Raw genomic sequence first — 22,862 nt, 5'->3', positions numbered from 1 at the left:
CTAGCAAGGCAATAGACCTGTAAACTATCCCCAGTAACTTTTTTCTGACGTTGTGCCATATATGATAAAAGGTAAAAACCTTTACCAGCAATTATCTTATTGATAGTATTGTTTATCAAAACTGTTACTCATCAAGATAAACAACATTCTCAATTCCTCGTCCAAGACCTGCCAAACCAGTTCTTGCCAGTTCCAAAATCTCATAACCATCTAAAAGTCTGAGAAAAGCTTCAATTTTGTCCTGATTACCGGTTATTTCGATAATAAGACTTTCTGTTCCAACATCAATAATTTTACATCTGAATACATCGGCAACTGCTATAATCTGTTGTCTCTGCTCTGCATTAGCTCTTACCTTTACAAGAGCCAGTTCCCTGTAAACAGATTCATTAGGCTTAAGTTCATGGATATCTCTTACGTCTACTAGCTTTGCAACCTGTTTCTCAATCTGATCCAAAATAACATCATCACCAACAGTGACTATCGTAATTCGAGTAAATCTAGGATCAGCTGTTACACCTGCTGTAATTGATTCAATGTTGTAACCTCTTCTTGAAAACAATCCAGAAATTCGACTAAGAGTACCTGATGTGTTGTCAACTAGTAATTGGAAAACCTTTTTATAGGTTTGTGTAGTAGTATCTGCCATGCATCTTCACCTCTTTAAAGTATGAAATCATATCATTGTTATTCGACTTTTCGTTAATTTGTTTTACAAAATACTTGGTCGATTTAGGTCAATTATATATGTGTAAATTTAACCTGTCAACCATACAAATTTATCCTTTATTTATAATTTTCTTAACCTATTTTAATCTGATAGAGCGTTGCACTTTGACGCTTTAAACTGTGATACATAGAGTTGTTAATAATTATTAGCTCATCGCTGCCTTTATCGAAAGAATAGAATTTACTGTGATTTTTGTAAAAACGTGCATTAAATCACGCAAAAAAGCTGTGAAGAAATGAAAAATCATATCATTTCTTCACAGCTTTTAGTGTATTGTCATATTAAAAAGTTAGAAATTCGCTCCATTCCAACCCCAGTCTTTTACGCTGAAATAACTGATATAGAGCTTATCCGAAGCAATTCCAAGGACCTCTCCATATATTTTCGTTAATTCCTCAGTCATTTTTTGGGTGCTACTTCCGGAGATGCTTCCAAAAACTTTCACTTCAATATATGCCATTGGAGCCTCGTTTTCTCCACGAAAATACATAGGAATATCACCCTCAATTGCAATCATCAACCAGTTCTCCGATTTTCCCGGAAAAATCTGTATAGCTTCTCCTAAGCGTGTCTTCAACAAAACTTCTTTTTCTTTTGAAACTGTAATATTAGTTTTAGTATCAATAAACGGCATTCTCTCCTCCTTTATTTTAACTTCCTATTATTTCAATTTCACCTTGAGAATTTGGATCATCTCTTATTATCTCACCAACCTTTGGCACAACAATTTTTCCGCTCTTTGGATTTTTAATGCTTACAACTTCGCTAACAAGAGTCGCTTCAACTTCAGACTTTTCAAAAGCAAGATCTGATTCAATCATTTTACAGTTTATAAGCTTAAGATTCTTACAATAACATAAAGGCTGTGTGCCAATTATAGTACAGTTTTCAAAAGTTACATTTTCGCAATACCATGCTAAGTACTCACCCTTTATAGTACTATTTCTTATCACAACATCTTTAGCATGCCAAAAAGAATCCTTGGTATCGAAATTACAGTTATCAAAAAATGATTCTGTAATATATTGAAAAGAATACTTCCCTTTAAGCTCAACTTTATTAAAGCTTAGATTTTCTGACCTCATCATAAAATATTCACTAACAGCTTTTGAATCGCACATAGTAATATTTTTTACAGACCAGCCAAATTCGGGTGATACAATATCACAATCATGAATTGATACATTTTCACACTCTCGAAGTGCTTTTATACCATGCATTCTAGTATTATTAATCGAAATATTCTTAGAATACCACAATGAAGCTCGACATTTATCTGTCATTTCAGAGTTATTAATAGACAGATTATCATCATGCCAAAATGGATATCTTAGATTAAAGAAGCAATTATTAACACTAATGTTTCTGCTTTCTTTTAAAGCACTTTCACCATCTAAAGGTCCATCAAACTTGCAATTATTAAGGCAAGCACCATCGCTATTATATAAAGCTCTTTCCTGATCAAAATTCTGATTTTCGATATTTACCATAAAAACACCAACTTTCCATAATAGACATTAAAGTCAGTCACAGTATTCAAGATAAAAGATAAGTAATAAATTCAGAAATAGCAATAATAGCGATAAATGCACCAATAACAATGTAAACATCTTTTTTTATAGAATATCGACTTAAAAATCCGCCACCATACTCGCCCATAGGATAACCATAACCTATCTGATTATTCTGATAATATCCATTTGAATATAAAGTTGGATTTCCTGCAGACTCAGCATACATTCCGGTATCAGTATACCCAATTGCATTTGTATACGTAGCATTTACAGCATTACTATGCCCCAATAAGTTGGCATTCGTATATGCAGATGTTCCCGTATTTCCATATCCAGATGCATTTGTATATGCTGTATTATTATTTATATATGCTGCATTATTATTTCCACATCTAGTTGCATTTGAATACGTTGTATTTACATTGTTATATCCCACAGCAGTCTGCTTCGCAGTATTTCCAGCGTTGCTATACTCTACTGTATTTGAATATGACGCACCTTCACTATTACTGTATGAAGCTGTATTGCTATTTCCAGAATAACCCGAATTAGCATTTACTGCAATCTTGCTATTAAGAGCTGAATTCGAATATGCATTAGATTCTGAAGTATTGCTGCTAGAAGTTGCATTTGAATATGCATTTAATCCTGTATTATTCCTATTATTATCTGTTACATTACCTTGATTATTATATAATCCGTTGTAGCTAACATTTAATGACTTTCCGCAAAATGTACAGAACTTTACTCCCTCTTTAAGTTCGTGTCCACAATTATAACAAATCATTCCCCGTCCTCTTTTTCTGTATAACATTGTTTTCATCGCCTACTTATAAAAATCTGTAGACGACAGAATAAAACTATTTTTCATTCTCAATGCATTTAGTAAGTGCTAAAGTGCCTGTTCTGGCTACTTCAGCAATAGATATACCTCTTAACATTGACAACAAAAGCTGTACTCTTTCTGGAACATCACAGATTTGAATCATCATGTAGCTCTTAGACATATCTACAATCTGAGCATGCATTATTTCGCAATTCTCCATGATGTCTCTGCGATTATTCTTATTATATTTTACCTTAATTAGCATTAATTCTCTACTAATACTATCAAATTCGTCAAAAGTTTTTACTTTTATTACATCTAGTTTTTTGTTTAACTGTTTCTCAACCTGCTCTAATACACATTTGTCACCACTTGATACAATGGTCATTCGTGAAACAGCTTTATCTTCTGTCTCACCAACAGCAAGAGAATCAATATTAAAAGATCTCCTGGCAAAAAGACCTGCTACTTTTGACAAAACACCTGTTCTATTTTCAACTAGAACTGAATATATTTTTTTCATAATGCTTTCCTCAATTTTAATATTACGCCTTTGCTAAATCCATTGGATCGACAATTACTTCCATAAGTACAGAATCATCATTTTTCAAAAAATCATCAATAGACTCTTCCATATCCTTTCGTCCATCAAGTTTTATATATCTCATATCATAAGCTTTTGCAATATATGATAAGTCAGGCTTTCCTGCAATATCAACCATTGAATAATGATCCTGCCAAGTGTAATGTTGATACTCTCTTACCATTCCAAGATAATTGTTTCTAAAAACGATTATTTTCACAGGAACTTCAAACTGATTCATTGTGGCCAATTCCATCATAGACATCTGAAAAGCTCCATCTCCGCATCCAACAACAACCTGCTTTTTTCCGTCAGCAAGTTTTGCTCCGATTCCAGCGGGGATAGAATATCCCATTGTCCCCATTCCGCCACTTGTCATAAAGCGCTGATTTTCTTTTATATTAAAAAATGCTGTAGCCCAAATCTGATTTTGACCTACATCGGCAATATAAATCGCATCATTCTCCATTTTTGATGAAAGCTTATTCAAAAAAATCTTAGAATCAACATATTCATCTCCTATAACAGGTCTGTTATCAGGATGAGCTTTTTTCTCTTCATTTAGTTCATTAATCCAATCTGTATGGTCTTTAACTGTAATTTCATTTTCAGTAATCTGTCCAAATATTCTTTTGATATCACCAACAAGAGGAATTGTCGGACCAACATTTTTTCCGATTTCAGCAGGATCAACATCAATATGAACCAGAATTTTATTCTCTGTAATCATATCAGGTCTATTAACAGCCCTATCTGCAACTCTTGCACCTACCATAAGTACCAAATCAGATCTGTCAAGTGCCTTGTTGGCAAAAAAACGTCCATTGTTTCCAACCATTCCGTAGTACAGAGGATTTTCGCTATCCATTGCACCAAGTCCCATCATTGTGGATACAACCGGGATTTGATATTTTTTGGCGAAATCTCTTATTATATCTTTAGCATCAGCCAAAAGAACACCACCGCCTACGCACATTATTGGTCTTTCAGATTTTTCAACAACTTTAATCACTTTTCGAATCTGGGCTGCATTTCCATCCACCGTTGGTTTGTAGGTGCGCATAGTAATACTATCAGGATACTTAAAATTATTAATAGTCTTTTGTTGAATATCAATCGGAATGTCGATTAATACAGGGCCTTTTCTGCCTGAATTGGCTATAAAAAAAGCCTCTTTAAATATTCTTGGAATATCGTTAACATCTCGTACAAGATAGCTATATTTCACAAAAGATTCGACAGCTCCTGTAATATCTGCCTCCTGAAAAACGTCCGAACCAATCATGGCACTGTTAACCTGACCAGTAATTGCAACAAGAGGGATACTATCTGCAAAAGCTGTAGCAATTCCTGTTATCAAATTGGTTGCACCTGGACCTGATGTTACAACACAGACACCTGGTTTTCCGCTTATTCTGGCATATCCACTTGCGCAATGAGCCGCATTCTGCTCAGTTCTGATAAGAATCTTCTGAATATCAGAACTAAGCAGACTATTATAAAAAGGTGCTATTGCCACTCCTGGATATCCGAACAATACTTCAACCTTTTCTTTTTCTAAACACTTTACAATTGCATCTGCTCCGTTCATCAAAAGCCTCCGTAAATCTAATTTTGTACTTATAAAAATCAAGAATTTTTAAAATCATCCTATTAGTTTATCAATTACTTTTACACAATCAGCAGCATCTGAAGAATATCCATCCGCGCCGATTTCATCGGCATACTCCTTAGTAACACATGCGCCGCCTATAACAATCTTGGATTTGCATTTTTTATCCCTTGCAATAGAAATAACATTTTTCATTTCAGCCATTGTAGTAGTCATAAGAGCACTAAGTGCAATTACCTGAGCGTTTTCCCTAATTGCCGTATCTACTACAATTTCAGATTCTACATCTTTTCCTAAATCTATGACATTATAGCCATAATTCTTAAGCATCAATACCACGAGATTTTTTCCAATATCATGAACATCACCATGAACAGTCGCAATTACAACGGTTCCCTTTGACTCTTGAACACTATCTGACGTTTTAAGAAGCGGCTCTAAATATGCAATGCTAAGTTTCATAGCTTCGGCGCTTCCTATAAGCTGAGGCAAAAAATACGTTCCCTTATCAAATTTCGCCCCAACATCATTTATTGCTGGCATAAGGACATTGTTCAAGATATCTTGAGGATTACATCCCATTTCTACAGCATTTTGAGTATTTTTAGCAATTCCTCTTTTGTTTCCGCTCAATACATCTTTATAGATAGTATCGAGAGCCTGCTGTTTTGGATCAGTATTCGTCAGACTATTGTCATTTTTTGCAGTGTCACCAAAGTTTGTTCGATTTCTCGCAGTCTCTCCGCTTTCCATATCTGGATAAATCATTCCCGGCTTTGCTTTCTTTCCGTCTTCAAGATCATACCTTAGCATTCTATTGATATAACTAATATCAGAATTTTCTTTATTTATAAGCAAATCAGATGCAAATGCGGCATTTATAAGCAACTCCTGAGATGGATTAGCAATAGCCATAGTAAGTCCTCTATCTATCGCCATAGTCAAAAAAGCAGTATTCACAAAACTTCTTTGCGGAAGTCCAAATGATATATTTGAAAGACCACAAATCGTTGCAAAGTCATTTTCTTTACAATATCTAATAGTTTCCAAAGTCTTAACAGCTGCATCTTTGTCCGCACCTACTGTAGCCACAAGACCATCAACCACTATATCATTTTTACTTAATCCGTATTCTTTTGCGAGTTTTGTAAGTCTTTCGATATTATCGATTTTCTCTTCGAGGGTATTTGGAATACCATTTTCTCCTACTGGGAGTAAAATGAACATCGCGCCATATTTTTTTGCCAAAGGAAGGCACACTTCTGCCTTACCCTTTTCAAGTGAAATAGAGTTAATCAATGCTCTGCCAGGATACCATCTAAGAGCTTTTTCTAACACCTCAACATTACTTGTGTCAATGCAAAGAGGAAGATTTGTAACCTGAGTCACCTCAAAAAGTACCTTCATCATTATCTCTTTTTCATCTATTCCACTCATACCAACATTAACGTCAAGAATAGATGCACCATCATTTTCCTGTTCCTGTGCAAAATCACAGACCATATCCAGACAGTCATTTCTAAGCTGTTCTTGAAGTTTTTTCTTACCTGTCGGATTGATTCTTTCGCCTACAATCATAAATGGATCATTTAATGAAAATGAACAAATATCTCTTTCTGATGTTAAAATTCGAACCCCGACTTTTTTCCTGCTTATTCTCTCCATATCTTTTAAAGCTATCGATTCAAAACGGTCTTTCAGTGCTTTAATAAATAACGGCGTGGTACCGCAGCACCCTCCAAGTACAGATGCTCCATTTTCAACCAAAACATCCATCTGCTGTGCAAATTCTTCAGGTTCAACATCATAAAAAGTATTACCATCTTTATCAATTTGCGGAAGCCCTGCATTTGGTTTAGCAATAATCGGAATAGATGTAACCTCTGCCATTCTCCTTATGACTTCTGCCATTTTATCAGGTCCTGTTGAACAGTTTGCGCCAACACAAACCGCTCCCAGAGATTCCATCACAACCGCAGCACACTCAGGAGTAGTTCCGTAAAGCGTTCTACAATCAGATTCAAATGTCAAAGTCACCATAACAGGAAGCTTTGAAACTTCTTTTGCAGCAATCAAAGCAGCCCTACATTCTTGAAGGCTCATCATAGTTTCAACAATAAGAATATCCACTCCAGCATCATCTAATACTTTTATTTGTTCTTTATATACTTCAATAAGCTCATCAAAAGACAAATCTCCAACCGGCTGCAGTTGCCTACCTGTCATTGTAATATCACCTGCCACATAAGCCTTACCAGAGGATGCCTCCTTAGAAAGCGCTACAAGATCCCTATTGATCCGTTCGAGCTTATCTTCAAGACCGTATTCCTTCAATTTTATTCTATTTGCTGTGAATGTTGGAGCATAAAGAATATTACTTCCTGCCTCGACATATTGTTTTTGAAGACTTAGCATGACATCTTTGTGCTCTAGAATCCAAGCCTCCGGACACACACCAGCTGGCATTCCTGCCTTCATTAAATTTGTACCCGTTGCTCCATCCAGAAAAACAGGACTAGATTTACACAGTTCCCAAAACATTTCTTTTGTCATGCTACTCCTCCGATAGTTTTCTAATCAATTTACTTTATCCTATCACAGTAGCAAAAAAACTACAAACAAAAACATTTAAATATAGAAGATTCTTAGTCTTTTTTATCTGTTTTCTGGACTGTATTTTGTCTCGTTTCTTCTAAAAGTTTTAAATACTTTTCCATTGCTTTATTGGACTGTTCTCGAATGCTTTGAATCTGCATGAACATCTCATCTTTTGTTTCAAGCACCGCTTGCTTTCGTGCAATTTGAATTTCAGCCTCCTTGGAGTTTTTCAAAGCTTCAATCTTAGCCTTATAATCTTCGTTTTCCTTTTCAAGAAATTCATTTCTCGTTATAAGAACCTTATTTTGGCTTACAACCTTTGATAAGTTTTCTTTTATTGGTGATTCAGCTTTTTTCAAAGAAGAAATTTCATCCTCTAACTTAACAATTATTTTGACATTATTTTCATAAAGTGTTCTAGTATTCTTGTCATTTTCTTTTGCCTGTTTGAGTTCTTCCTGTAATTTTCTGTTTGTTTCTTCTAGAGAATTTTGAATCTTGCTGGAATTGTTTTCAAGTTCTTCATATTTGATTTTTTGGCTTTCTAACTCTTTTTCTTTTTCTTCTAATTCGATCTTTAAAGGCTTTAACTCTTCTTGTGATTCTTCAAGTTTTTCCGACATATTTTTTATTCTATCCTGCAACTCTACAATTATAGAATCTTTTGATTCAAGTTGCTTCGCAAAATCCGCTCTTGCCAGTATCTTAGCATTCTGAATATTTTTTAGTAGGTCTAACATCATACCTCGCATTATTTCCTGATAGTTTTCAAATGTTTCCAAAACATCAGAGCCACTTTCGAGGTTGTTCTTTTCGCTTTGCCCTTCATATGTAGCAATCAACTGAGCCATTACATGTTGTTGATTTCCACCAATCTTCTCTGCGATTTTTCTAAAGGCATCATGTGTTTCATCATCTAATCTAAATCCTCGAACCTTTGTTGTATTGTCACGAGTTGTTTCTTCTAATAGTGCTTCTTCTCTTTTGGTAAGTTTCTCTGCCATTTTCCTTATCCTTATCCATTATGATATTAACCGTGTATATGATTGTAAAACAGATTTTTCGCCAAGAACCATCTGCTTTTTTTGGCAAAAAAATCTTATTTTTTCATTCCTACAAGTAATATTATAGCATTATAAACTCGACTGTTCAATACTGTTGTGTATAACATATACATGTTAAACATTGTTATACATACAAAAGTGCGGATATTGCATAATTTGCGAACTAGAAAATGTGGATTTTAAGCGTCTTTTGCGATATAATATGAGATATAAGGCGTATAGATAAATTTGTATGGTCTATCAATAAATTACTAAAAAAGCCTGTTTCGTACATGCGAATTAGATCAGAACACATTTTTCAGAACTCATAGGTTATTGTTTTCACCCGAAAAAACTGGTAACCGTACTAGCCCCAAATTTATCATTAGAAAATTTTGCATTCGAAACAATATTTTTGCTGTGATTTAGGATACAAAAAGCAATCAAAATACGGAGAAATATAATGGGATCATATACAACTGTTCCTTTAACAAAGGAACAATACAAAGAAATAATAGACACAATGAGAAAAGGCTCCATGTGGTTTAGACCAAATACCAGAATCGCTGAAGCATTAATAACTGAAGCAAATCTCGGAATACGAATCGAAGATGTTTTGGCACTAAAGCCTTCAAACTTCATCTTTGCAGGCGGATTATATAAGATTAATATTGTCGAACACAAAACAAAGAAACGAAGATACAAGACAATAAGTACAGATTTTTATAAGCATCTTAATGCTTACATAAAAGAAAATAAAATAAAAAAAGATGAACGAATCTTCCCGATTACAGAAAGAACCGTTCAAAAATATCTGCAAAAAGTCTGCTACTATTTAGAGTATGAAAACATATCTACTCATTCATTCAGGAAATATTGTGGAATGAATCTATACGAAGCAAGTGGCTACAATATCATCAAAGTCATGAACTTTTATCAACATAGTAGTCCTGCAATCACTCAAAGATACCTTGGAGTAAGCTCCTATGAGGAAGACCAAATGCTTCAAGCATATACAGAGCTTGTGTGATAAGTTACCATCCAAAAAATCTTTACATGCAACTTTCTTTATTTCCGCTGTATATTTGGACATAAAAAGTCCCCTAAGTAGATTGGGTTATTCACCTTGCCTACTTAGGGGGACTCATATAAAAGACTCAGCTTTTCCTTTTTAATACCATTATGAGCAAAGCATAATAACTGCCGCTTCACCATTTGAAACCTGAATATCGAGTAACAGCCCAGAATCAAGGCAGCTTTGAAGAGTCTGTGCAAATTCTTCTTTTGTCATCTCCTGGGAGCCATCCTCACCACCCATACACAAATATGTAGTGCTCTCTGTAAGCTTTAATTCTATAACTTCCTCAGGATTAACTCCCACTACATCTTGATCCATGAAGTTTCTAAAATTAGTTGTGCCAACGATTCTAAGCGCATCTCCATTAATACCAGCTTCATAAATAATTGCCTGCAAAACCCCAGATTGATCCGGCTTGCCTGACTCACTTTTTTTAGATGATTGAAGATTACCGCTTATATAGTATACTCCAGATTCTTGATTTTCCGATGCTGGATCATTAATCGTTGATACTCCTTCATTTGAAGAAGTACTACCTGTGTCTTCATTACCGCTAGTGGCATTACCACTTTCATTAGTATTACCATCTAAATTTTGATTTTCATCTGCGGTTTTATCCTGTGTTACAGAATTCTGAACAACCTCCCCTGTTACGCCTTGGGGCGCATTTTTAGCATCATCACTCTTTGCTCCACATCCAGCAAAACAAACACACATAAAAGCAATCATCATCAATCTTGAAAATTTTGTCATAACCTTCTCCTTTTTAGCCTTTGTTTTTTAAAGAACTATTTCATCATCTTCTTTCCAATATTCAACATCATCATCTGACAATCCTATATTTTCAGCCAGAAAAACCGGGGATTTTCCTTCATTCCTTTGCTTTTCATAATCTTTCAAAGCATTAATAGCTACTTTACCAAGTATCATACAAGCTGGAAGATTAATAAGTGTCATTCCTCCCATTGTAATATCTGCAAGTGACCAAGCTGCGCCCATAGGAATAATTGCTCCAATAAATATAACTACAACACATATCAGATGAAAAAATCTCATAAACTTCTTTGATGGAGTTCTCTTTTTATTCAGGAAAATAATAGCATTATCAACATAATAGAGATTTCCAAGTAACGTTGTAAACGCAAATAAAATCATTGCACAGGTAATGAAAATTGGTCCAAACTTGCCAAATACAGTTGAGATTGCATTTTGAACGTAAAGCGCACCAGACACTTTTTCATTTCGTTCTACACCACTCGAAAGACACATAAGTGCTGTTGCTGTGCAAAGAAGAAGCGTATCAATATATACAGACAAAGTCTGAACAAGACCCTGTTTAACAGGATGTGAAACTTTAGCTGATGCCGAAGCATTTGGAGCAGATCCTACACCTGCTTCATTTGAATACAAACCTCTTTTAATGCCATAAACCATGCATGATCCTGCTATTCCACCAAAAATCGCTTCAAAATCAAAAGCATCCCTAAAAATCATCCCGAACATAGAAGGAACCATTTTTATGTTAACCAGAATAACAACAAAAGAAATAATAACATATGAAATTCCCATAATCGGCACGATAAATCCTGTTAGCTTAACTATTCTTTTACCGCCTCCAAGAAGACAATAACCAGTAAACACAGCAAGAATCAATCCGATTATAAACGGTGAAGATTCTTTGTCATAGAACGGATATGTTTCAAAAGTCGATTGGAGGTTGTAAGAACACAAAAGATTAAAACCGATTGCATATGTAGCTATTAAAAATACACAAAAAGCTCCTGCAATTTTAGGCGCTTTCAAAGCCTTCTCAATATAATAGGCCGGACCTCCATAAAAAACACCATTTTCATCTTTTCTTTTATAAATCTGAGCAAGTGTACTTTCAATAAAAGCTGATGATGCTCCAATTATGCATAAAAGCCACATCCAAAAGCATGCACCAGGTCCGCCAAGACATAGTGCAGTAGAAACTCCGACTATATTGCCTGTTCCTACTCTTGATGCTGTTGACACCAGCATCGCCTGCAATGAAGAAATATTATTCTTATCTTTAGATGGTTCCATCAGTATTCTCAAAGACTCTGGAAATAACCGAATCTGTACACCTCTAGTAACAAACGTGAAATATGCTCCTGCCAAAGTTAATACAATAATCAAAACCGGATAATACATCACACTATCAATTTTATCTAATATACTTACTACCATAATCCTCCTTATATAATCATTTTTGTTGAATTTTTTAAGACATATCTAACTCAGTGAATAAACTAGATTTTCACTATCAATATTTGTGATTCCTGAAAAAACAGGTCAAGAAATTGATGCTTTACGACGTTGAAATTATATCAAAAGTTAGTTTTTATGTAAATGTTTATAGCAACAGACCAGCAAATTAATTACTATTTACTTGCATATATTTTATTTAAATAATATATTCGTGTTGCATATGTCACACTTTTTTATTTTGCCTTTGTTATACTATACTCAAGAATAAGAAAAAACAAATAAGCCACAATAAATCAGAGGTAAAAATCATGGAAAAACGAATCAATTTAAAGAAAAGTGTATATGAACTTTGCAGTGAATATCCAGAACTCATCCAGATTATGGAAGATCTTGGCTTTAACGATGTTACAAACAAAGCCAAATTAAATACTATTGGAAGGGTTATGACCATTCCAAAAGGTGCCATAGTCAAAGGAATTGACATGATTGATGTGGTATTAGCACTTAAAAATAATGGATTTGTTTTAGAAGGAAAAATGCCCGATTTTGTTTCAAAAAAACTTGATAAAAATTTGGAAGAAAAGTCATCACATGCACAAGACAACAATACCGATGAAAGAACAGAACTATTAAAAAACTACATTAAACGTCTTAGTAGTGGTGAAGATTTAGAATCAGTAAAAAAAGATTTCGTTGAAAACTTTTCTGAAGTAGAAGCCGGAGAAATCGCTAAAGCTGAGCAGTCTTTAATTGCCGGCGGAATGCCCGTATCAGAAGTACAAAAACTTTGTGATGTTCACTCTGCTCTTTTCCATGGTGCTACAAAGGCAGAAAAGATAGCAAACGCAGAGAAAGCTGTAGAAAAAAGTCTTAACGACAAAAACTATGGTATGGGTATTGGTTCTAAGAGGAAAGCAAAACCTGTAAAAAGACAAGACGGTGCCGATGAAAAGTATCTTGAGCTAAAAGAAATTCCAAATCATCCACTCAACATCTTTGCTCTTGAAAACGAAGCAATTTCTAATGCATTGCAAAATCTCCGAAAATCAATGGAGAATAAATCTGAAGTACTAAATGCATTAGATAAAGCCAGAGAACTCTCTATTCACTATGCGGAAAAAGGAGATTTACTCTACCCTCTTTTGAAACAAAAATACGGATTTGCCGGTCCCTCCGATGTTATGTGGTCTGTAGATGATGATATTAGAGATGAAATGAAAAATCTTTCAGGAAGTGCAAAAGAATTTTCTTCACTTCTTGAAGATACCGAATGGAATAACAGATTAAATGATGTTGTTACAAGAGCTGAAGAAATGATATATAAAGAAGAAAGTATTCTTTTTCCATTGTGTGCCAAAAACTTCAGCACAAAAGAATGGCAAGATATTGCCAGAGATTTTGACGATTACAAACCATGTCTTATCCAAAAGCGTCCTTTATGGGAAAAAGCCACACCTAAAACACACATAGAAAATCTTACTCAGACTTTAGGTTGCATCAATTTCCCATCCGGACACTTAAGTGCTTATCAGCTTGATGCTATGCTAAACACGATTCCTATAGAGATATCGTTTGTAGATGAAAATAACATCAATTGCTATTTCAACGAACAAAAAGAGCCAAAACTCTTCAAACGTCCAATCATGGCGCTAGATAGAGAGGTTTTCTCCTGTCATCCGCCTAAAATAGAGCCACTTGTTCGCACTATTATTGAAGATTTTAGAAACGGTACACGTTCCTGTGTGGATGTATGGGCAAATCGTGATAATCAGCCAGTACTTATCAAATATATGGCTGTAAGAGATGCCAAAAATAATTATGTTGGCACTCTTGAATGTGTACAGCCAATGGGTTTTGCACAGGAACATTTCGAAAAGTTATCTAAAGAAAAGTGACAAAAATCCTATTCTTAATCCGTTTTGCTGTTTGTATATTGCGTTGCCTGTTACTGTACGCTGCAATCTATAGTATCACCTATAGAACCTGTGCCTTGAATTCCAAACTCAATGGCTTTTTTGGAATCAATTGAAGAGTTCCAGGACATAGGTGTAATTACATAATAGTTACCTTCCTCTGCAACATTAACACACCAGCTGGATTCAATCTTAACATCTTTTTTGTTCACCTTAACGGTCCAGTTATTAACTTTGCTATCAGAAGTATTCTCTACTTTGAATACAACCTGATATCCTGCCCCCCAGCTGCTAATGTTGTAAGAGGTTTTCAAACCTTGTACTGACGGAACTGGTTCTGGTGTAGGAACCGGAATTGGATCAGGTGTTGGCTGCGGATCTGGCTTTGGTATAGGTGCTGGTGAAGGCTCTGGATCTGTAGAAGGAACTTTCTTACCATTTATTGTAGCTGGTGTTCCATCTACATGTTTCATTATAGTGGTAATAATTTGTGGATCAGTCCACTTCAAAGTCTTTCTATTAATGTATCTGTGGCATTCACCATTTGATCCGGATGCATCATTTTCATAAACATTATTATCCCATAGAACCATTGCAACATTGCTATACTTTGCTGCAGCAGACCAGAAATAATCAGCCCACTTTACACGCTCTGAAGAATTATTTCTATTGGTAGCGCTTGTTTCACCTACAATTACAGGTACGTTCTTAGAAATAAACTTTGAATTAAGATCATTGAAAAAGTAATCAACATCACTCTTTGTGCTCTGATCGAATTTAGTTACAAAAGAATCGCTGGCAAGAGCAAAATTATAAGGAATATATGCATGAACAGATAAAATTAGTCTGTCTCTAACAGTATCTTTAGGCATATGGAATCCGTCAGTCATACAACCTTCAATTGAAGCATCGTACCCAGGAACCATTACACATCTATCAGCATTATTTCCGCCAGTTTTTCTGATCGCATTAAGTGCTGTCTGATTATAATCATTAATGCAGTTTACAGCTTCTTTTATCTGTGCGCTTGGATTGTTTCTTGGGAACCACCATTCCTCACTGCTTCCAACAAGTCTAGGCTCATTCATTGTTTCAAATACAAGATGATAGTCATAATTCTTGAACTTGTTGGCAATCTGTGTCCAAACTGATGTAAAATATGCTTCTGAACGCTGTTTGTTTGCATTATTAGGTACATAGAAGCAGTACTCAGAGTTGATATCATGATGTGTATTCAAAATTACATACATATCATTTGCAATACAATAGTCAACAACTTCTTTTACTCTATTCATGAAGAAGTCAGGAATTTGATAATTTGATCCAGTCGTGTACTGTCCCCATGATACAGGAATTCGAACAGTGTTAAAGCCGGCCTTAGCCACTTCATCTATCAGCTCCTTGGTAGTTTCCGGATTTCCCCAGTATGTTTCGTTTGAAACAGTATATGGATAATTAGCTTTCTGTCCGAAAGAATCAAGACTATTTCCAATATTCCATCCTACTCTCATATCCGAAACAACCTGTGCAGCTGTTCTACCTGCTCTACCAGCCGCATGACTTACCATAACCGGAAGTGCCGTAATAAAAATAAACAAAGATAACAATAATGTTAATGCCTTAGTTACTTTTTTAAATCTTGGCATTATGATACCTCCCATGTTTTTTATTTGTCGCGACACCATTATAATAGGTGGTTTTATATACAAAAGTCAATATAAATATTAATATTTTTGTAATTTCTGTAACTTTTAACAAAATTGCATGTCATTTATTGTGAAAAGAGAAAACGAAACAAATGTTTCTTATCTTAATATATTGCCCAATGATATTTTACGTATTAAAATAGTGTAGTATTTGATTATCAACGTTGGAGGGAGACATTTTGAAAAATTATTTTAAGTTAAGTCAGTCAAAGCGCTATCTTGTTACGTGCTTTTTTATCATTACTCTTTTATTATCTGGATGTAAAAAGAAAAATTCAGAACTAGAGACCTATAGACAAAACATGGAAAGTTTCTTTGTAAACATAGCCACTTACAATGAAGCAATCAATAACATTGATGCAACTAAAGATGATGCAACAGCACAACTTCTTACACAACTCGACAATTTAAATGCAGAGTTTACAAAGATGGCAGGTTACAGTGTACCGGAAGACTTCCATGCAGCCGCATCTCTTGCTACAGAGGCAGCAGATTATATGAATAAAGCCAATGTCTCTTTTCATGAAGCATATGACGGAGAGTATAATGCTGATTCCGAATCACAGGCAAAAGAATACTATGCAAGAGCAAATACCAGAGTTAAATATATGATTTCTATTCTTCATGGACAAATACCTTCTGGTGAAGGAGTTAGTATTACTACTAAAAATGCCAAAGATTTCACACCAGTCGATGACCAAAATATGACCTCTCCTGAAGAAAACGGCGATGAGTAATCGTTACTGCATCGCCATACATTTTTATCTATAAGATATATTTTGTCAAAAATATAGTAACAAAAACCTAGATTACAATGAAATTTTTCAAGTAATCTAGGTTTTCTTAAGTTTATAGCTGATTTTTACTGACTTGTAATATTATTTAACTACATAACTTTCTTCAGGACCAAAGTAGCTATCTTTCATCTTGGCATCTTCACTGAAAACAACAAGCTTCTCAAATGCAAAGCTTGGCTCACCAGCGTATACAGTAATAACATTCTCACCTTTATCTAAACTTACTTTTACATTTACTACTCTAGCCTTATCCAGAACACCATTAGCCCAGTTCAAATCCATCCATTCAGTATAGAAGCCTTCAGGAACTCCATTTACTTTAATTGCCTCTTTATCATTTACTGCTACGAAGAAGCTTTCATGCTGACCTTTCTTTGCAGGGTTTCTGGAAAGAAGATAGAAGGAAAGATTATATTCTCCGCTTTCTTTAGCAATTACACCATATTTTACAAAAGGAGCAGACTTTACATCATTAAAGCAGGAATTCATCGGAAGAGCTTTTATAGCATCATGTTCTCTTCCAAGATCTTTAATAACTTCAAAACAAGCACCCTCTACATCCTTCTTCTCAATATAATGCTCTGCAAGAATACTGCAATAGCCTTGGCTTTCAACAAAATATCCCTTTTTAGAATACTTCTCATCACCTTTTGCCACAATTACCATATGAGTAACAGATTTTTGACCATTATCAAAAGTCACAAATACTCTAGCCTTTACTTCCTTTTCTCCACTAAACTTATCTTTATGAGCAAAGAATGTAACAACATCGTGACCGCTCTTTTCAAATTCAACTCTTCCTGAAGGCTTATCGCAGTAAATGATATCATCTTCAATTTCGATTTCATAAGAATAGGACATATCTCCTCTGCTGTCAAAGTCAAGAATAGCCTTAGTTCCATCCGGTCTAGTCAAATCATCGTTTCTAAGAACAACATTATCTGCCCAGTGAGTTCCAAGATGATATTCATCACTTCCTCTAAATCCAATTACAGCCTTTGGTCCATGAATAGGATGAACTCTTCGCACAATAGGATATGTCCAGTTCCAATCATCCCAATTCTTGAAGCCAGTGTGAGCAGATGCAAGACAATGATTCCATTTGCCGCCATTCATTTTATGGAAACTGTCAACAAGTCTAATATCCTCATTAATACAATTCTCGATTTCATCAGCATAGTCATTTGCTCTGATTACACCTCTATTTGCAAGCTCATAATTCATTCCAGTCTTAACCCACGCGCTTACAAGATTCAAAGATGCAGACGCAGCATATCCAATCATACTCCCATAAGTAGTAAGAGCGTCACCTTCAAGCTCATCAAAAAGCTCATAACTTGTCTTCAAAATATCATCAACTTCTGCAAGAACTCTTTCTCCTTCATTGTAATGAGTTGGATGATAAATAGTCTCATTCATAGTCTCTGGAGTTCTGGCATGATTCCACTTGATGTAACCATTTAAAACCTTTAAAATCTTCTCTTTGGTTTCATCTTTAATTTTTTCGCCAAACTGAACATCTAACCAATCTTTTGCAAAAACATCAGTCTTATTAACTTGAGATGAACCATAAGCTTCAAAATCATATGCAAGATTCATAAAGAAACTCAAAGGATATTCCATTTCCTTCAAATCACCTACATTTACAATCCACATCTTTCGAACGCCAAACTCATAAGCCTGAGTCATCTGCTCCCAGATTTTTGCAATCTTGTTGCAATTAGTCCATTCATAACTAATCGGCGCACCATGATAATCGAAGTGATAATACATACCAAAACCGCCCTTATGCAAGATTGTTTCCTCATCAGGAAGGTTACGAAGATTGCCAAAGTTGTCATCACTAAGAAGGAAAATAACATTTTCAAGTTCCTTCCAGTCTTTTAAACCTTCGCAAGTATCATCACCATAATAATAATCCTCAACCTCTTTGTAAATTGCAATCATCAAAGGAGTATTCTCAAGATTATACTTTTTCAAAATAGCAAGCTGAGCTCTAATAGCATTTTTTACAACTTCTATATTATCTTTAAGAGTAGCATCTTCTGGCATAAGCTTAGAATCATTCTCACCACGCATACCAATAGTAATAACGTTCTCGAAATCTTTGTTTCTGATAATTCCATCTTCCCAGAACTTTGCAACAGCTTCTTTATTGGAAATAAAATTCCAGGAAGAGTCATCGCCATACTTTTTGTACTGATTCTGCCATTCAAGACCAGCTCTGCACATAGGTTCATGGTGAGATGTTCCCATCACAACACCATAAACATCTGCAAGATGTGCATTTTCAATTCCAGGACCTTCCTCTGAAAAAGAAGAATTCCACATAGCAGGCCACAAATAGTTACCTTTAAGTCTTAATACAAGTTCAAAAATTTTCTCATATGCTTTGGCATTAACACCGCCAAAAGTATCTGTAGCCCAGTTACCAAAAGCCGGCCATTCATCATTTATAAAGAAACCTCTAAATTCAACAGAAGGCTCCTTTGATACATAACCATCAGGAATTGTAATAGATAATTCACTTTTTTTAGCAGGAACAGCATCTCCAAAATAGATAAGAGGCGATACACCGCAAAGCTCTGACAAATGGAACATACCATAGATAGTACCTCGCTTGTCACTTCCGGCTATAACAAGAAGATTTTCAATATCATCTCTATCACTGAACGGATTAGACACAAACTGATACTTATAAACCTCTCTCTTACCCTCAATATCAGAAAGTGCTATTTTACCCTTTTTCTCAAGCTCAGATAAAATAGTGCTCTTGCCACATGTTGCCATTAATACAGCTGTTTTCTTAGAAAGCTTCTCTACACTATCTGCTATTTCAACAGATGCATCAACAATCTGAAAGATATCACCCGCAACAGTCTTTGCAACCCTCTGTACACCCTCAAAACTCTCTTTTTCTACAAGAAAGTCAACCTGCATACCATTTTCAAACATTACTAATTTTCCCATAATTCCTCTCTCTTCTCACTTATTTTATTAACAAATCGGCATAAAAGTTTTCAAAATACCAATTTTTTATTTATGTCTTTTACTAAAAGCAAGTAACATTCTTTTATTAGTGTGATTCAGAAAATAGTGTATTCTCCAAATTTAACCTCTCCGATATTATTCTCATGGTCTCCTAACATCTTTTCCATCCATACCATGTCGTACCATGTACCAAATTTGTAACCGCTATTATGAAAAGTGCCAACAAGTTTGTAACCCATTTTTTCATGAAAATAATAACTATCATTTGTCAAATGCTCATCTACCCTACCATCTGACAGATATGCTATACATGCATTTGCATTAAGTACTCCCATACTCTTTAGAGATTTCTCTAAAGAAGAATAAAGCATGCGACCAATGCCTGATCTCTTCATGTTTTTTGCAACATAAATAGTTGTTTCCACATTGAAATCATAAGCTTTTCTTTCCTTGAAAGTGTTTGCATAAGCATACCCAAGTATTTTACCATCTTCAACAGCTTTGATATATGGATACTTTGCAGAAATTTCCCTGATTCTTTTGGTAAATTCATCAATTCCCGGAACTTCATATTCGAAGCTAATTGCAGTATCAGTTACGTAGGACGCATATATCTCTAAAAGCTCGCTGGCGTCTTCAATTTTTACTCTTTCAATTCTTATCATTGATTAACTCCTTATCTTTGATTAACATGTTATGATTAACCCGATGTAATTGATTATTTTAAGTATTTACTGTTAGAATAATCTCCCCAATCCCTATTTAAAACTTCTTGACATTATTTTTTACTAATGTTATCTTTACTATCGTTAAACAAATAGTTAGTAGGGCAGATACAGTATTCAATATCAGAAATAGTATTGTTAATGTATAGATTTTTTGCATAAACAACATTATACATCTGCTACGGTACGGAAATCCACAATCCTTTGATGATTGGGGATTTTTTTTTTAACTAAATTTATTACAGTATGTATGAAAGGAATAATCAAGTGGAACAAAATATCTTTGAAACCAAAAACATTAAACTTCTATACTTAAAAATGGCCATACCTGTAGTTCTTGGAATGGTCGTAACTCTAATCTATAACCTAGTAGATACTTATTATATTTCCCAAACTAATAACACCGCACTTATCTCAGGAGTATCTATCTGTGCTCCACTATTCACCTTCATGCTCGCAGTTGGAGATATCTTTGGACTAGGCGGAAGCTCAGTAATATCCAGACTCCTTGGCGAAGGCAAAATTGAAGAAGCAAGAAAGAAAAGTTCTTTTTGTTTCTATTCATCTATCATATGCAGCCTTTTCATCACTTTTTTTATGCTTATATTCAAACCTGAAATCTTATCTTTACTTGGCACAACCAATGAAACTTTCTTTTATGCAGAAAGCTATTACAAATACCTTGTACTTGGATCTGTTACCATTATATTCTCACTCGTTCCTTCCAACCTTCTTAGAACAGAAGGATATGCAGTAACCTCCATGGCCGGAATTATATTCGGAACAATTGTAAATATCATTCTTGATCCAATATTTATTTTTAAATTGAACTACGGAGCAGCAGGTGCTGCAATTGCTACAATAATCGGTTATAGCTGCACATGTGCTTTTTTCATCTTTTTTATAGCATTTAAGAGCAAAAAATTATCAATAAGACTTTCTGATTTGTCTTTTGATTTTAATACAATGCGCGCAATTCTTTTCATAGGACTTCCAGCATCTATCACTAACCTAATGCAGACTATTGGACTCACACTTACTAACAATAGTCTTAACAGATACGGTTATGAAACTGTAGCCTTAATGGGTGTCGTATTAAAAGTAGTAAATATAGCAACATTGATAATAGTAGGACTTGCCTTCGGCGGCCAGCCAATCTTTGGTTATAATTATGGTGCAAAAAAATATGCCAAATTAAAAGAAACTATTCTTTTTGGTATGTCACTTACAGCTGGAACGGGAATAGTATTCGCATTGACAATGAGTGTATTCTCCAACCCTATTATTTCTCACTTTTTCTCAGATGAAAGCCTCATCTTATCTGGAGCCCAAATGCTAAGAATGCAGATGATAGGTATACCACTTTTTGCCATAAGCCTTGTAATTACCTGTTGTTTCCAATCAACAGGTAAAGCATTAAGTGCACTTCTTCTTTCTATATGCCGTCAGGGAATTGTATTTGTAATTGTAATAAAATTGCTTATGGAAATATTCGGTTTAAATGGTATAATTATTTCGCAGTCTGTTTCTGACATAGTAACAGTGTTTATTGCACTTATCTTGTTCAGAATCAGCCTTGGCAAAGAGTTTTTTGGTTCTAAAGAAAAAAGTCAAAAACAAGATTTATAAAAAGTGAGGATAAAATGGAATATATCTACGAAACTCATCTTCATACCATAGAAGGAAGCGCATGTTCAGTAACCCCTGCTAAAAACTATATCGAATATATGAAAAATCTTGGCTATAACGGAATAATTGTTACTGATCACTTTTTCAACGGCAATAGCTGCGTCCCAAAAGATTTGCCATGGGATGAAAGAGTTGAGCTCTACTGTAAAGGTTATGAACACGCTCTCATGGAAGCTGATGGCAAGGATTTTACAGTGCTCTTCGGAATAGAATACAACTTTGAAGGTGATGAATACTTATTGTACGGTGTAGATAAAAAGTGGCTTTTGGATAATCCTGACATTATGGAATGTTCTAGACAAAAAGTCTATGAACTTGTACACAAATATGGCGGAATCATGGTTCAGGCACACCCTTACAGAGAAAGGGGATACCTCTCCCACATACACCTTACACCATCAGTATGTGATGGCGCTGAAGTATATAATTCTGGCAATCCAGACTATCAGAACGCTCTGGGATATCATTTTGCAAGGGAGCATAACTTTACAATGTCTGCCGGATCAGATATTCATTCAGTTAAACAAAACGATATGGGCGGAATGAGTTTCCCATATAAAATTGAGACCATAAAAGATTATGTAAAAGCATTTAAAAATGGCGATGGAACACCAGTCTTTAAGAAAAATGTTCACGGAGAAAGCACCCCATTCAGACCAGTTGCAGAATCAAAAGAACTAACAACAATCACTCAGGAAGCTTCACTTGAAGTTGTATATCATTCGAAAATATAGATTTTTGTCACTGCGTTCCAAAAACTACGCAAACTGGCCATTTAAAAAGGCTTCGCCTTGGACCAGTTTGCCGCTTGACTTTTGTTCTCAC

18 protein-coding genes are annotated in these 22,862 nt (G+C 35.0%); 5 read left to right on the top strand and 13 right to left on the bottom strand.

The window, feature by feature from the left end; genetic code table 11:
• Positions 1-124: 124 nt before the first annotated feature.
• The 8 genes from ilvN (G634_RS0115000) to G634_RS0114965 form a co-directional block, all read right to left on the bottom strand.
• Positions 125-649: an acetolactate synthase small subunit gene (gene ilvN, locus G634_RS0115000; RefSeq protein WP_026505941.1), complete on the bottom strand. Its 525-nt coding sequence runs from the start codon at positions 647-649 to the stop codon at positions 125-127.
• Between the two features lie 370 nt (positions 650-1,019).
• Complete coding sequence (locus G634_RS0114995) at positions 1,020-1,364, bottom strand: phenylpyruvate tautomerase MIF-related protein (RefSeq protein ID WP_026505940.1); 345 nt, start codon at positions 1,362-1,364, stop codon at positions 1,020-1,022.
• 16 nt (positions 1,365-1,380) lie between these two features.
• Positions 1,381-2,220 (bottom strand): DUF3737 family protein, encoded by an 840-nt coding sequence (locus G634_RS0114990; protein ID WP_026505939.1) that lies wholly within the window; start codon positions 2,218-2,220, stop codon positions 1,381-1,383.
• Between the two features lie 46 nt (positions 2,221-2,266).
• Positions 2,267-3,031 carry a zinc ribbon domain-containing protein gene (locus G634_RS0114985; RefSeq protein WP_026505938.1) on the bottom strand — a complete coding sequence of 255 codons (765 nt, stop codon included), beginning with the start codon at positions 3,029-3,031 and terminating at the stop codon, positions 2,267-2,269.
• Positions 3,032-3,104: 73 nt separating this feature from the next.
• Positions 3,105-3,593 (bottom strand): acetolactate synthase small subunit, encoded by a 489-nt coding sequence (ilvN, locus tag G634_RS0114980; RefSeq protein WP_026505937.1) that lies wholly within the window; start codon positions 3,591-3,593, stop codon positions 3,105-3,107.
• A 22-nt stretch (positions 3,594-3,615) separates the two neighbouring features.
• Positions 3,616-5,244 (bottom strand): biosynthetic-type acetolactate synthase large subunit, encoded by a 1,629-nt coding sequence (gene ilvB / locus G634_RS0114975; protein ID WP_026505936.1) that lies wholly within the window; start codon positions 5,242-5,244, stop codon positions 3,616-3,618.
• Between the two features lie 54 nt (positions 5,245-5,298).
• Positions 5,299-7,818 (bottom strand): homocysteine S-methyltransferase family protein, encoded by a 2,520-nt coding sequence (locus G634_RS0114970; RefSeq protein WP_026505935.1) that lies wholly within the window; start codon positions 7,816-7,818, stop codon positions 5,299-5,301.
• A gap of 92 nt (positions 7,819-7,910) precedes the next feature.
• Positions 7,911-8,867 carry a hypothetical protein gene (locus G634_RS0114965; RefSeq protein ID WP_026505934.1) on the bottom strand — a complete coding sequence of 319 codons (957 nt, stop codon included), beginning with the start codon at positions 8,865-8,867 and terminating at the stop codon, positions 7,911-7,913.
• 502 nt (positions 8,868-9,369) lie between these two features.
• Between G634_RS0114965 and G634_RS0114960 the strand changes: the two genes are divergently transcribed.
• Entirely contained in the window at positions 9,370-9,936 is a 567-nt protein-coding gene (locus tag G634_RS0114960; protein ID WP_026505933.1) for a tyrosine-type recombinase/integrase, read from the top strand.
• A 150-nt stretch (positions 9,937-10,086) separates the two neighbouring features.
• On the opposite strand, the gene G634_RS0114955 is transcribed toward G634_RS0114960, so the two are convergent.
• Positions 10,087-10,737 carry a hypothetical protein gene (locus G634_RS0114955; protein ID WP_026505932.1) on the bottom strand — a complete coding sequence of 217 codons (651 nt, stop codon included), beginning with the start codon at positions 10,735-10,737 and terminating at the stop codon, positions 10,087-10,089.
• 27 nt (positions 10,738-10,764) lie between these two features.
• Positions 10,765-12,195 carry an alanine/glycine:cation symporter family protein gene (locus G634_RS0114950; protein WP_026505931.1) on the bottom strand — a complete coding sequence of 477 codons (1,431 nt, stop codon included), beginning with the start codon at positions 12,193-12,195 and terminating at the stop codon, positions 10,765-10,767.
• 329 nt (positions 12,196-12,524) lie between these two features.
• On the opposite strand from G634_RS0114950, the gene G634_RS0114945 reads away from it, so the two are divergent.
• Complete coding sequence (locus G634_RS0114945; protein WP_026505930.1) at positions 12,525-14,111, top strand: DUF438 domain-containing protein; 1,587 nt, start codon at positions 12,525-12,527, stop codon at positions 14,109-14,111.
• A 50-nt stretch (positions 14,112-14,161) separates the two neighbouring features.
• Here the strand turns inward: G634_RS0114945 and G634_RS0114940 are convergent, their stop codons facing one another.
• Positions 14,162-15,775 carry a cellulase family glycosylhydrolase gene (locus tag G634_RS0114940; RefSeq protein ID WP_026505929.1) on the bottom strand — a complete coding sequence of 538 codons (1,614 nt, stop codon included), beginning with the start codon at positions 15,773-15,775 and terminating at the stop codon, positions 14,162-14,164.
• Positions 15,776-16,014: 239 nt separating this feature from the next.
• On the opposite strand from G634_RS0114940, the gene G634_RS0114935 reads away from it, so the two are divergent.
• Positions 16,015-16,572, top strand: coding sequence for a hypothetical protein (locus tag G634_RS0114935; RefSeq protein ID WP_026505928.1), 558 nt, complete (start codon positions 16,015-16,017; stop codon positions 16,570-16,572).
• 141 nt (positions 16,573-16,713) lie between these two features.
• Here G634_RS0114935 and G634_RS0114930 read toward each other — a convergent pair whose 3' ends face one another.
• Both G634_RS0114930 and G634_RS0114925 read right to left on the bottom strand, forming a co-directional pair.
• Positions 16,714-19,602 (bottom strand): glycosyl hydrolase 115 family protein, encoded by a 2,889-nt coding sequence (locus G634_RS0114930; protein WP_051234097.1) that lies wholly within the window; start codon positions 19,600-19,602, stop codon positions 16,714-16,716.
• A 116-nt stretch (positions 19,603-19,718) separates the two neighbouring features.
• Positions 19,719-20,288, bottom strand: coding sequence for a GNAT family N-acetyltransferase (locus tag G634_RS0114925; protein WP_035800401.1), 570 nt, complete (start codon positions 20,286-20,288; stop codon positions 19,719-19,721).
• Positions 20,289-20,615: 327 nt separating this feature from the next.
• On the opposite strand from G634_RS0114925, the gene G634_RS0114920 reads away from it, so the two are divergent.
• Together G634_RS0114920 and G634_RS19545 are read left to right on the top strand one after the other, a co-directional pair.
• Positions 20,616-21,977, top strand: coding sequence for an MATE family efflux transporter (locus G634_RS0114920; protein ID WP_026505925.1), 1,362 nt, complete (start codon positions 20,616-20,618; stop codon positions 21,975-21,977).
• Positions 21,978-21,991: 14 nt separating this feature from the next.
• Entirely contained in the window at positions 21,992-22,771 is a 780-nt protein-coding gene (locus G634_RS19545; protein WP_051234095.1) for a PHP domain-containing protein, read from the top strand.
• The last annotated feature ends 91 nt before the right edge of the window (positions 22,772-22,862 follow it).

Origin of the sequence: Butyrivibrio sp. NC3005, from assembly GCF_000424545.1 — a bacterium.
In the GTDB taxonomy this organism is placed as follows: Bacteria; Bacillota; Clostridia; order Lachnospirales; family Lachnospiraceae; genus Butyrivibrio.
This window is presented reverse-complemented; position numbering and strand designations above follow the sequence as displayed.